We start from the raw sequence: 12,436 nt of genomic DNA, 5'->3' as shown, positions 1-12,436 counted from the left end.
GAAGAGGCGTTCGCAAACAGCCTCTTCCATCTATTTCGGAAGTTCAACCCGAACAGTCGTCCCTTCCCCTTTCGTACTATACACCGAAACTGCCCCTTTATGCAGTTCAACAATTTTCTGCACGATTGATAATCCTAAGCCACTACCTTCTACGTTTCTTGCCCTTGCCGTATCTACTTTATAAAAACGATCAAAAATACGGTCCATTTCTTCTTTTTCCATGCCGATCCCGTTATCGGATATAGAGATAATGACACTGGATTCTAACTCTTCGACAAAAAACTCAATCGTCCCACCATCATTTGAAAACTTAATGCTATTCGTAAAAATGTTACTCCACACTTGATGTAGTAAATTTTCATCACCTTTTATAGTAATGTCCGGCACATCAAATTCAACAGCGATATCTTTCTCACGCCATTTCCATTCGAGCATAAAAATGACATCTTTAATTTGTTTTTGTAAGGAAAAGTCTTTTACTTGTAAAACCTTTTCCTCCTTATCTAATGAAGCGAGCGTAAGTAACTGTTTACATAAACTAGACATTCGCTTACTTTCACCCTCAATAATTTGTAAGTAATGGTTTCTTTCTTCTTCACTCATCTTTTCTGTTTGCAATGTTTTCGAGAATCCTTGTATGGAAGAAAGCGGCGATTGAAATTCATGCGAAACGTTCGAAACGAATTCTTGTCTCATTTCATCTAATTCTTTTATACTTTTCGTCATCTTTTGGAAGCTTGTAGATAACGTTCCTATTTCATCTTTTCGTTTTACGTCTAATTCAATTTCATATTCGCCACTTGCAATTTTTTGCGTAGCTTTCGTAAATTTACGAATTGGGCGAACGATATATCCTGCTGCAATCGCAATAAAAATAATACTTAATAACACGATAAAACCAAGTAAAACCGCTAAGAAAATTCTCATTTCACCAAATTGTTGCTGAATGTCAGGACGAATAAATAAAGCGTACTGTTTATCACCGTGTTTTAACGGTACACCGACACTATTAATTAATTCATTATCGAAGAATCCTGTAATAAAGAGCCTCGTTGGATATGTGGAAACACCATTAAACGTTTCCCCCTGCAATACTTTACGAACCGTATCATCACTTATCGTTATTTTACGAAACGCGTTGCCGATACGCTTTCCATTCATTTGGTCGTCTACAATATAAATTTCATATCCTAACTTCGCAATAGATTGTAAATAATCATATTTATTTTCTTCACTTTGCTTTTCATATAACGATTTAACTTCCTCAGCATAGTTTAAAATCTTTTCACTATTATACGGTTTTAACTTCACTTGATAATATACATTCGTTAATAAAAAACCGATAATACTACTAAGAAGCATAATACTTACTGTCATAAAAACGAATCTAGAATATAGTGATTTCATTTTATTTCAACTCCAACTTATAGCCGAGTCCGCGCACTGTCGTAATTTGAAAATCATCTGTTCGTTTTGAAAAACGATCTCTAAGACGTTTTACATGAACATCTACTGTTCGCTCGTCCCCTTCAAAATCCATTCCCCATACTAACTCAATTAATTCTTCTCTTGAAAATGTTCTTCCAGGATAACTAGCAAGTTGTGACAATAGCTCAAATTCCTTAAGCGGAAGCAAAATCGTTTGCCCGTTACACTTTACTTCAACACCTTTACGATCAATTGTTGTTCCATGGAGTGTAATAATGTCAGCACTCAACATTTGATAACGGCGCAACAAAGCTTTCATACGAAAAATGACTTCAGCTGGCTCAAACGGTTTTACGATATAATCGTCCGTACCAGAAATGAATCCTTTTTCTTTATCGACTAATTGATCTTTTGCGGTTAATAAAATAACAGGTATATCATGATACTTCCGAATTTCTTCACATAACGTATAGCCATCAACAAACGGCATCATAATGTCTACTATTGCAAGATGAATATTTTCCTTCTCTAATACTTCTTGCGCTACCTTTCCATCTTCCGCTTCAAAAACTTTAAACCCCTCTTTTTGTAAATGGTAATGTAACAACTCTCTAATATGCTTATCATCATCAGCTAATAAAATATGTATCATCTTCATTAAACCCTCTCTTGTTCATCCTTCTACATTTCTTACATTAAGAAACAATTGGTTTTTTTGCAAGAAAAAGAAAAACAAACCAACATTTTAAGATAAATAAAAAAGAATCTATTTTGAAAAAAGATTATTCAAAATAAATTCTTACGTTTTAGTATTAAGATTATTTTAATGAAAAGTAATTTCTATGCTTTAGAAATATCAACGAATCCTTCTCCAAATACGTCACGAACATCGTGGATAGCGATGAACGCAGCCGGATCTGTAGTTTGAACAATCCGTTTTAGCTTCACTACTTCTTGCTTATTAATAACAACATAAAGAATTTCCTTCGGAGTTTTCGTGTAATAGCCATGACCTGAGTACACAGTAACCCCTCTGCCCATTAAGGTAGTTACCTTCCCGGCAATTTCATTCGGGTTATCAGAAATAATCGTAATGGCTTTCTTCGGATTTAAACCTTCAATTACAAACTCCATCACTTTCGTTGCTACATATAGCATAATAATTGTTATCATCAGTTTTTCTGCACCAATGATGAAATAAGATGAAAACGCAACAATTAAATCGAAGAACAGTAAACCATAGCTAATGCTCCATCCTAAATATTTATGCGTCATCCTTGCTAAGATGGTAGTACCTGCTGTTGTTCCGCCAACGCGAATAATAAGACCAATCCCGCACCCAATAAATATTCCACCGAAAATAGCATTTACGAGCATTTCATCAGAAGTAATCGTCCAACCTTCTGTCAAATGAAGAAATAGCGAGTTCGTAACTACAGCGATAATCGTATAAATTGTTGTGATCTTGTTTAAAAATTTATAACCAGCTATTAACAAAATCGCATTTAATATTAAGTTGACTAAACCTGGTGACCACTCAAATAAATAGTACGTAATAATCGTGATACCTGTTACCCCGCCTTCACCGAACTCATTCGGGATAACAAACAAATTGACACCTAAAGCAAAAAGGAATGCACCAATAATAATAAAAATAATGTCTGTCGTTCTTTTTTTCATACAGTACCTCACTTCTTATGCAAATATTTCTTCAGATATAAACTCTCACCATTATATCGTGGAATATTCAAATCGAACAGTGGTTTATTTTTATTTTAATATAGGGTAATAAATCAACTTTATCCTATATCCACATGTAATTTAAAAAGTAAAATAACTGTATTTATTATGTACTACAAATAAAGTTTTGATTTCACATGCAGTTCACCCTAAAAAATGTATATGAACACTCTCACTCGCACAAACTTCAAATACAAAGCAAATAGGCGAAGCTATAGAATATACTTCGCACCAAGCGTGTAATCATAGAGATTTATATGAGATTTTATATTCATAAATTCCAGAAATAAATTTACTTATCTTTCTCCATATATTCTTTAATCTTTCGTTCTTCCCACTCTTTTCCGAATATCCCAAATGGAAAAGTCGTCAATCCGTGTATAACGATACCAATCCCCCAACCTGCAAGTGGATATAAAAACCATAATTTACTTGAATCAGAACTTATATTTATAATAAAAAGCATTAAGTTCACTAGTATATAAACCGTTAAATGAATGTAAAATGCTTTTAAATTCTCCACTCTTTTTTTAGCTCGTAAATAATTCTCATCTCGCTCCATATATAAACACCTCTTTCATTATTGTATTTTTTAAATTCGCCCCGATTTAAACATCATATTCTAATCGAAAATCCATTATTCTCAAAAAATACAAAACAAAAAAGTACCCAGCAAATAGTCATGTGTATGACCATTTGCTGGGTACTGTATGATACATTTGTTATTTACAGAAGTCTAATTAAGACCAAATCCAAATATCATCATTATTTTCAACGTTGCTCTTTACATCATGAACTTTTTCAATGTTGTCCGTTGTGTTCCAATTAATAGAACTTCCGCCCCAGCCCACATACTTCATATCAATTTTTACTTTCTCACCCGTATGAAATACTTGTCCCTTCGTTAAGAAAACATCAATAATAACTTTCTTCCCATTTAGCGATGGATACTCAACTACGACATATTTAGTAGAACCGTCTCCCTCATCTTCCATCGTTCCTACTTTTGATACTTCTCCAATTACATAACCAGGAGAACCATCTTCTTTCATGTGCATACCTAACTTGTTTGTTGTATTTTCAACTGCAGTTGCAACCATATATTCTGTAAAATTACGCATCATAGATCCAGTCGCTTTTACTTCGTCTCCTACTTTCACATTTGAAAGTGAATCCATATACACACTAACAGGCTCCTCATATTGCTTAGATTTCACAACAATCACATCATTATCTACTTCTACTACTCATCCTTCTAATGTCAAGAAATTCGATTCAATAGAAGCCGCACTCGCTTTCGTTACTTCTAATCCTGGTACATTCGTTCCTGATAATGCTGCGATACCTAAAGCACCTGCTAAAATTATTTTTTTCATGCCCATTATGTACATCTCCATTCATGATGATTTTATTTTTGATTGGATACGACCAATCTGTAACCATTATGGTTACAGATTATAAAAAATAACAACCACTTTTCTCTTGCAATGTTGCATACTGTAATTTTTAAATATAAATCGATTATTCCTATATTCAACACTACTGCTAAATTCTTGAATATCAGCAGGTAAACGGATTGATGATGAAGAAACTACTGTCATGCAGCATATTTTTCAATGCTACGGTTTGTATAATCGTAGTTCATTACATTATGTAGGGGCGGAATTCATATGTTAATAAAACCAAAGAGATTACAGGCAGGAGATATCGTAGCAACAGTAAGTGCTTCATGGGGAGGAGCGGGTGATTCTAAGCTAAGATGGCGTTATGAGCAAGGAGTAAAGAGATTAGAAGAAGTATTCGGGCTTACAGTTATCCCAATGCCAAATAGTTTAAAAGGTAGCGAATACCTTTATAACAATCCAGGGGCTCGTGCGGAAGATTTAATGACAGCATTTAAAGATACGCGTGTTAAAGCAATTATTACTAATATTGGTGGCGAAGATAGTATCCGTTTACTACCTTATATTGATTTTAATGTGATACGTGAAAATCCGAAAATCTTTATGGGGTACTCTGACGATACCGTGTCACACTTATTTTGTCATAAAGCAGGAATTTCCTCTTTTTACGGTCCAGCAATCTTAACCGATTTTGCTGAAAATATAGAGATGGATTCATATACGATTGAAACAGTGAATCGAACTCTCTTTTCAAATGAGATTATTGGTGAAATTCAACCAGCTAACGAATGGACGAGTGAGCGTTTAGAATGGATAGAAATAAATAAGGATACAAGACGTACGATGCAGCAAAACAACGGATATGAGGTCCTTCAAGGATCTAGGACTGTACGAGGGCGTTTAATTGGTGGTTGTATTGAAGTATTGGAATTCGTAAAAGGAACGGAACTTTGGCCTGAGAAAAAGCATTGGGAGAATAGTATTCTATTCTTTGAAACATCTGAAGAACATCCAGAACCAAATTATATAAAGTATTGGTTGCGAAATTATGCAGCGCAAGGCATTCTGCAAAAAGCAAAGGGAATCATCTTCGGTAAACCGAAAGACGAAACATATTATGAAGAATATAAACAGGCAATACTTAAGATTATGAAGGAAAATAATTTAGAAGATTTGCCGATTCTTTATAATTTAAATTTTGGCCATACTGAACCGAAGTTTATTTTACCTTACGGTGCGATGGCAGAAATTGATTGTGAAAATGGATCTTTCTCTATTTGGGAAAGTGGAGTGGAGTGAAACTTTCAATAAGTAAAGCCATAAGTTTTATAATTATGTTTTCCTGATCCTAGCGTATTTTTATTTTATTAGCTTGATAGCGATATGGCAGGACTCAAATCAATAAAAACACTCCTATGAGATATGACTGTGAATTGTTACTTTTTAAATGATATGGAGATTACTTATCTAATGATAAAGGGGGATTTACGTGTATGGAAGTAACATTTACAGTAAGGAAATGGGATGAAAAACCAATTGATGATACTAGAAAAGATTTCCCTATTAATATTGCCCATGTTGAATATGATATTGATGGGGAATTAAAAGGAAAAGCTTTTGTTGAATACTTATTATATTATTTAGACTCAAATATAAATGATGGTCACTTGGCTACTGCTAAAATTTCTGGATTTTTACACTTTGAAGGAATTTATAAGGGGCAACAAGGAACATTTACAGCTATAGAGCAAGGAATATTTGATAAAGGAAATTTAGATTCCCCAGGAACAATTATTAAAGCTACCGGTAACTTAGAAAGTCTGAGAGGGTCCTATAACTATCAGTTTACAGGTCAAACTAGTAAACTAATTTTAGAATTTGAAATTTAGCAAAATACCCTATAATTTAGTGGAAAGGACATTTCTTGTAATACTAAGAATGTCCTTTTTATTGACGAGCTTATCCAACTATTTTCTAATCGTTAAGAAAAGAACAGAGTATAATACATAAAATTTTCGTTATGGGTGGGAATTAAAACTCTAAGCCTGAGAGGCATGGGCCCCCACTTATTCATTACTTCTCCTACCAATTAAAGAATAATCCCTGAAAAACTCCCCTTCAATACTTCTTTTTCAAGTTGATTCATACATGTAAACATCGCAATAATCTTCGTACGATTTTTTTCATCGGGTTCAAATTTTTCAATTGTTACGTCACATCGAATCGTATCCCCACTAAAAACGGGACGTAAAAATTCAAAATCCATCTTGCGAGCTAATACGTTATAATCACCGCCAACTTTCGTAGGCAGTGTTGATGTTAAAAGTCCTTGTACAACAAATCGCCCTTGTTCATCAGGTGTAACATGATGAACTCCCTCATCCTTAGATACCTCTGTAAATAAAACAACATCTTCTCTTGTAAACGTTCGCTCAAAGGTGATTTTTTCGCCTACTTGCAATTTCATTGATACCCCTCCTCGAAAACACTTTTAAAATAAGAAAAACCGAAACTAAAAATCATTTCGGTTTTTCAATCTAAAGAAGTCTATATTTACTTTAAAGAATGTACAAACAACCCACTGCGCAGTTTCGGTTCAAACCACGTCGATTTTGGCGGCATGACTTCCCCAGCGTCTGCGATTGCTAATAAATCTTCCATTGACGTTGGATATAATGAGAACGCTGCTTTATATGCACCGCTGTTCACAAGGCGCTCTAGTTCTTCTAACCCGCGTATTCCGCCTACAAAATCGACGCGTGAATCAGATCGCGGATCATGTATTTCAAGTACTTGGCTTAATAGATGGTCTTGCAGAATAGACACATCTAAACCTTTCACAAGATCGTTCGCATCAAACGTTTCCTCTTTCACAGTGAGCTTATACCACTTCTCGTTTATATACATACCAAATGTTTTCGGCTCATTCGGTTTATACGGAGAAACATTTGCTTCTTCTACATAAAAATACTGCGTAATTTGCTTTAAAAACTGTTCCTCTGATAAGCCGTTTAAATCTTTCACAACTCGGTTATAGTCCCAAATTGATAATTCATCGTGAGGGAATAGAACGGATAAGAAGAAATTAAATTCCTCTTCTCCTGTATAATTCGGATTTTGTTCTCTTCGCATAAGCCCTACTTTTGCTGCTGATGCAGAGCGATGATGTCCATCTGCAATGTACAAGTTCGGAATATCTTCAAATGCGTTTACTAAAGTGGCAATTACACCTTCATCTGCAACCTTCCAAGCAACATGCTCAACGCCATCTTCTGCTGTAAATGTATAAATTGGCGCATGTTCTTCTTTCCAGCTGCTAATGAAACGTTTCACTTCATCTTTTGTACGGTACGTTAAAAAGATAGGGCCCGTATTTGCATCACACACATCAACGTGACGGATGCGATCTAATTCTTTTTCATGACGCGTTCTTTCGTGTTTTTTAATTGTATCATCATCATACTCATCAATAGATGTACAAACGACAAGTCCTGACTGCGTTCTTCCTTGCATCGTCAGCTCATAAATGTATAATGCTGGCTCCTCATCTTGAATGAACACTTCTTCTCGTATAAATTGCTTTAAATTTTCACCCGCTTTTTCATATACGCGATCATCGTACGGTGAAAGTGCCGGATCTAAATCGATTTCTGCTTTATCAACGTGTAAGAAAGAATACGGATTGCCTTTTACAACTTCTCTTGCCTCTTCACTATTTAATACGTCATACGGTAAAGCCGCAACTTGTGCTGCTTTTTCTTCTACTGGACGAATGGCCCGAAACGGTCGGATTTTTGCCAACTTCCTCTCTCCTTTACACAATCATTCGAACGGCTACAACACCTGAAATTTTGCTTATATTTTCCACAACATTCTCTTTAATTATATCATCAATTCCGTTATCAATATCAATCATTGTATACGCCCAAGAATGTTTACTACGATTAATCATATCCGCAATATTTATATGATGTTCTGCTAAACATCCTGTAATTTGTCCTACCATGTTCGGAACATTTTGATGCATAATTGTAATACGTTTCTTTCCGATATACGGAAGTTCTACGTTAGGATAGTTGACTGAATTACGAATATTTCCTGTCTCTAAATATTCACGTAATTGACGTGCAGCCATTACTGCACAATTTTCTTCCGATTCAGATGTAGATGCACCAAGATGGGGCGTCGCTGTTACATTTTTCATCTTAATCACATTTTCATTCGGGAAATCCGTTACGTAATGTGTAATAACATCTTCTTCTAATGCTTTTTGAAGAACATTTTCATCTACAAGTTCCCCTCTTGAGAAATTGAATAGACGCATTCCTTTTTTCATCGTCTCTATAGCATGTTCACCAATAAGCCCCTTCGTTTGATTCGTAAGAGGAATATGAAGTGTAATATAATCACACGTTGCAAAAATTTCATCTAGGCTAAACGCTCTTTGCACATGTGTAGAAAGGCGCCAAGCTGTTTCAACTGAAATGTAAGGATCATATCCGACAACGTCCATTCCTAAAGCTAGCGCATCATTCGCGACTAAAGCACCAATTGCACCAAGGCCAATAACCCCTAGACGTTTCCCCGCAATTTCTGATCCAACAAATTGTTTTTTCCCTGATTCAACAAGCTGAGGTACTTCTTCACCCTCTAGATTTTTCGTCCAGCTTACCCCATTAATAATGTTACGTGAAGACATAATAAGACTTGCGATAATAAGTTCCTTTACGGCATTCGCATTAGCCCCTGGCGTGTTAAATACTACAATTCCCTTTTCCGTACATCGATCGACAGGAATATTATTTACACCCGCACCAGCTCTTGCAATCGCCTTTAAATCTTTTGAAAACTCTTCTTGATGTAAAGAATAGCTGCGAAGTAAAATGCCGTCTGGATGATCCATTCTATCCCCTACTTCATAGCGCTCCCCGCCAAGAACTTGCAAACCTTTTTCTGCAATTTGATTTAACGTTTGAACACGAAACATATCCCCATCTCCCTATCTATTTTCAAGCTCAAATTCTTTCATATAATCTACTAATTGCTGCACACCTTCCACTGGCATTGCATTGTAAATACTAGCGCGCATGCCACCTACTGAACGATGTCCTTTTAACGTAACGAACCCGCGTTCCTTCGCTTTTTGTAAAAACTGATTATTTAATTCTTCTGACGGTGTTGTAAACGGAATGTTCATAAGTGATCGATACGTAGGATCAACTGGTGAAGTAAACAATTTAGATTCATCTAAGAAATGATAAAGAAGTGACGATTTCATTCTATTTTGTTCTTCAATCGCAGATACCCCGCCTTGTTCTTTTAACCACTCTAGTACAAGCTTCGTTACGTAAATACTAAAGGATGGCGGTGTATTATATAAGGAGTTATTTTTACTATAAGTTTCATAGTTTAGCATTGTAGGACAAGAGCAATCTGCCCCGCCAATTAAATCTTTTTTTATAATAGCAATCGTTAAGCCCGCTGGCCCTAAATTCTTTTGTGCTCCCGCATATATGAGGCCAAACTTCGTAACATCATATCGTTCTGATAAAATATTTGAGGACATATCCGCAACTAGCGGCACTTCTTCGAGATGTGGAATATCCACATATTTTGTCCCCTCAATTGTATTATTCGTTGTTATATGTACATAATCTAGTTTTTCATTACCGAGTAAACCATCCAATTTAGGAATCGTAGTAAACTTCTCTTGTTCAGAAGAAGCAATCACTTGTACTTCCCCTACTTTTTCTGCTTCTTGCAGTGCTTTTTTAGACCATGAGCCAGTCAGTACATAACCTGCTTTTTTGTACGTATTCATTATATTTAACGGTATCATAGAAAATTGTAATGATGCACCGCCCTGTAAAAATAAAACTTCATACTCATCAGGAATGTTCATTAATTCACGAAGCAGGCTACTCGCTTCATCAATAATACTTTGAAAATAAGAAGATCGATGACTCATTTCCATAATAGACATGCCTGTCCCGTTATAATTTAAAAGCTCCTTTTGCACCTTCTCTAAAACTGGCAAAGGGAGTATTGATGGTCCTGCAGAAAAATTATACACTCTCTCCATCACCCGGATGACCTCCCTATTTCTCATTTTATTATTTTTTAAACTTTCTGAATTATAACCCACAATACAATATACGGTCAATTTCTTTTCTAATATTATGTCTCAAGACGCGATGGAATCGCTTGCACGTGCATACTATATGTAAACATATAAAAAAGTGTTAAGTACATAATCGTACTTAACACTTTAATAATAGAAGAATAATAGCTAATTGTCCGTAAAGAACCGATCAAAAATTTGATAAATAGCAGAAAGACCAAAGAGCCAATAAATAGTGTCCACAAGCGCCGGCATAGAACCAAACCATTTCTCAACTACATTGTAATCTAACGCTACAAACAACCAATTCAAACCGCCAAGAATCACCAAAATTACTGTAAGGTAAGACAAAAATTTCATTATGATTGCCCCCTAGGTGATAAGATGGTGAAAGGCCTTTCACTAGAAATATATGTAGTAAACTTCAAAACTTACCTATTTTATAAAATTTATTTTCGATACCATCCGTTAATAACTGCCTCTGCTTCTTTACTATGTATCTGATACGCATGCGTACTATCATTAGAGCCAATAAACCAAATTGAAAAACCTTTAAAATACGGTTTCGGTTCTAATACATCTCGGTAAGCGCGCCATCCATTTAATTGTACATCTTTTGAAAATACATTTGAAACATCTGGATTCCATGGATTTTGTAGTCCTAGTTCACGCGCTGGTACGTTAAATCCACCAAAATAAACTGCCTTTCCTGTTGCATTATGTAATTGTTCCAGTTGTTGAACAACATTTTGTCCACGATTATATACTGTTGTCGCGAATAAACTTTGCTTCACTTCTTCGTATGATGGATTCCTTTTTCCTGAAACTTCAAACCAACTATCGATACTAACAATATCCACCTTTTTTAAATACGGACGATTTATTTTCTCTTTAAACTTCGCTTCATACGAAGGGTCCCAGCTTGCTGTTAACCACCAGTTCATTTGATACAAAACATTTCCTTTATACTGCTGACGGACAAAATTAATCGTATCGTTCCAATATCCTTCTGCATATTCCATATTAACGAAATTAGAAGCAATCTTTAGTCCATACACATTGTATTTACTTGTAATAGAATTAAAAATATCTTGTAGAATAACCGTTTTCCAATTCCAGAAGAAATCATTAATATTACTTGGATTCCATTCTGTTTCTCCAACATTCCCCTGCTGAATATATGGGAACGGTTCCACTATAACTTGAATATTACGCTTTAATAATTCTTGAATTAAAATGATAGCCTGTTTCTTTTGCGCCTGATTAATTACCATGTTAGTAGAAGTCACATTCGGAATATCTACTTGAATCGGTACATTTACTGTATTTAAATTTAAGCGCTCTACATCAGCTAACACTTTCGCTACATTTCCAACTTCCCATACCGTTACGTTTCCTGATTTTATTTTTCCAGGTTGAACAGTATTTACATTTGCCTGTACGTTTCCTTGAAAACAAAAAGAAAACAACATAATAAACACTCCTAAAAAACTTATTAAACTCTTATTTTTCTTCACAACTTTCCCCCTATAATTTTTGGCTTTCTTGATTATTTTATACAATGTTTCACATATATTCCAGAAAAAATTACATGAAGTTTTCATTAATAAAAGCATTATTCATATAATTCTCCTGAAAATAGTAAGATAAATAAAAAAGAGCGGATTTTGAAGTGACCCCTAAAAGTTAGACACGGTTATTTCATTAGGCAGCTTGATCCAAATGAGTCCGGTATTGCACCGGG

12 protein-coding genes and 1 pseudogene are annotated in these 12,436 nt (G+C 35.1%); 2 read left to right on the top strand and 11 right to left on the bottom strand.

What is annotated here, in order from left to right; all coding sequences use genetic code 11:
• Window positions 1-30: 30 nt before the first annotated feature.
• The 5 genes and pseudogenes from JDS81_RS06555 to JDS81_RS06535 form a co-directional block, all read right to left on the bottom strand.
• Complete coding sequence (locus tag JDS81_RS06555) at window positions 31-1,407, bottom strand: sensor histidine kinase (RefSeq protein ID WP_097952218.1); 1,377 nt, start codon at window positions 1,405-1,407, stop codon at window positions 31-33.
• A gap of 1 nt (window position 1,408) precedes the next feature.
• A complete protein-coding gene (locus JDS81_RS06550; RefSeq protein WP_000781966.1) occupies window positions 1,409-2,086 on the bottom strand; it encodes a response regulator transcription factor in 678 nt (225 codons plus the stop codon).
• Between the two features lie 182 nt (window positions 2,087-2,268).
• Entirely contained in the window at window positions 2,269-3,108 is an 840-nt protein-coding gene (locus JDS81_RS06545) for a YitT family protein (RefSeq protein WP_000747489.1), read from the bottom strand.
• A gap of 352 nt (window positions 3,109-3,460) precedes the next feature.
• On the bottom strand, window positions 3,461-3,730 hold the full coding sequence (locus JDS81_RS06540) for a 2TM domain-containing protein (RefSeq protein ID WP_097952221.1): 270 nt from the start codon (window positions 3,728-3,730) through the stop codon (window positions 3,461-3,463).
• A gap of 178 nt (window positions 3,731-3,908) precedes the next feature.
• Window positions 3,909-4,550 (bottom strand): annotated as a pseudogene (locus tag JDS81_RS06535) (hypothetical protein).
• Between the two features lie 288 nt (window positions 4,551-4,838).
• Between JDS81_RS06535 and JDS81_RS06530 the strand changes: the two are divergent.
• On the top strand, window positions 4,839-5,870 hold the full coding sequence (locus JDS81_RS06530; RefSeq protein ID WP_097952223.1) for a S66 family peptidase: 1,032 nt from the start codon (window positions 4,839-4,841) through the stop codon (window positions 5,868-5,870).
• A 194-nt stretch (window positions 5,871-6,064) separates the two neighbouring features.
• Window positions 6,065-6,460 (top strand): DUF3224 domain-containing protein, encoded by a 396-nt coding sequence (locus JDS81_RS06525; protein WP_000454076.1) that lies wholly within the window; start codon window positions 6,065-6,067, stop codon window positions 6,458-6,460.
• Between the two features lie 200 nt (window positions 6,461-6,660).
• On the opposite strand, the gene JDS81_RS06520 is transcribed toward JDS81_RS06525, so the two are convergent.
• The 6 genes from JDS81_RS06520 to JDS81_RS06495 all read right to left on the bottom strand — a co-directional run bounded on the left by JDS81_RS06520 (window position 6,661) and on the right by JDS81_RS06495 (window position 12,209).
• Window positions 6,661-7,038, bottom strand: coding sequence for a hotdog family protein (locus JDS81_RS06520; RefSeq protein ID WP_000776365.1), 378 nt, complete (start codon window positions 7,036-7,038; stop codon window positions 6,661-6,663).
• Between the two features lie 86 nt (window positions 7,039-7,124).
• Window positions 7,125-8,372 carry a DUF1015 domain-containing protein gene (locus tag JDS81_RS06515; protein ID WP_001063058.1) on the bottom strand — a complete coding sequence of 416 codons (1,248 nt, stop codon included), beginning with the start codon at window positions 8,370-8,372 and terminating at the stop codon, window positions 7,125-7,127.
• Window positions 8,373-8,385: 13 nt separating this feature from the next.
• A complete protein-coding gene (locus JDS81_RS06510) occupies window positions 8,386-9,558 on the bottom strand; it encodes a 3-phosphoglycerate dehydrogenase family protein (RefSeq protein WP_000490244.1) in 1,173 nt (390 codons plus the stop codon).
• Window positions 9,559-9,570: 12 nt separating this feature from the next.
• On the bottom strand, window positions 9,571-10,653 hold the full coding sequence (gene serC / locus JDS81_RS06505) for a 3-phosphoserine/phosphohydroxythreonine transaminase (RefSeq protein WP_016108787.1): 1,083 nt from the start codon (window positions 10,651-10,653) through the stop codon (window positions 9,571-9,573).
• A 207-nt stretch (window positions 10,654-10,860) separates the two neighbouring features.
• Entirely contained in the window at window positions 10,861-11,052 is a 192-nt protein-coding gene (locus JDS81_RS06500; RefSeq protein WP_000670800.1) for a DUF378 domain-containing protein, read from the bottom strand.
• A gap of 89 nt (window positions 11,053-11,141) precedes the next feature.
• Entirely contained in the window at window positions 11,142-12,209 is a 1,068-nt protein-coding gene (locus tag JDS81_RS06495; protein WP_142316292.1) for a glycoside hydrolase family 113, read from the bottom strand.
• Window positions 12,210-12,436 lie beyond the last annotated feature (227 nt).

This window comes from Bacillus cereus group sp. N31 (assembly GCF_016483245.1).
In the GTDB taxonomy this organism is placed as follows: domain Bacteria; phylum Bacillota; class Bacilli; order Bacillales; family Bacillaceae_G; genus Bacillus_A; species Bacillus_A toyonensis.
This window is presented reverse-complemented; position numbering and strand designations above follow the sequence as displayed.

Bases quoted from the DNA above. Each gene is read 5' to 3' on its own strand.
- JDS81_RS06510 (WP_000490244.1), bottom strand. From the start codon at position 9,558: ATGTTTCGTGTTCAAACGTTAAATCAAATTGCAGAAAAAGGTTTGCAA.
- JDS81_RS06525 (WP_000454076.1), top strand. From the start codon at position 6,065: ATGGAAGTAACATTTACAGTAAGGAAATGGGATGAAAAACCAATTGAT.
- JDS81_RS06500 (WP_000670800.1), bottom strand. From the start codon at position 11,052: ATGAAATTTTTGTCTTACCTTACAGTAATTTTGGTGATTCTTGGCGGT.
- JDS81_RS06540 (WP_097952221.1), bottom strand. From the start codon at position 3,730: ATGGAGCGAGATGAGAATTATTTACGAGCTAAAAAAAGAGTGGAGAAT.
- JDS81_RS06530 (WP_097952223.1), top strand. From the start codon at position 4,839: ATGTTAATAAAACCAAAGAGATTACAGGCAGGAGATATCGTAGCAACA.
- JDS81_RS06550 (WP_000781966.1), bottom strand. From the start codon at position 2,086: ATGAAGATGATACATATTTTATTAGCTGATGATGATAAGCATATTAGA.
- JDS81_RS06555 (WP_097952218.1), bottom strand. From the start codon at position 1,407: ATGAAATCACTATATTCTAGATTCGTTTTTATGACAGTAAGTATTATG.
- JDS81_RS06520 (WP_000776365.1), bottom strand. From the start codon at position 7,038: ATGAAATTGCAAGTAGGCGAAAAAATCACCTTTGAGCGAACGTTTACA.
- JDS81_RS06545 (WP_000747489.1), bottom strand. From the start codon at position 3,108: ATGAAAAAAAGAACGACAGACATTATTTTTATTATTATTGGTGCATTC.
- serC (WP_016108787.1), bottom strand. From the start codon at position 10,653: ATGGAGAGAGTGTATAATTTTTCTGCAGGACCATCAATACTCCCTTTG.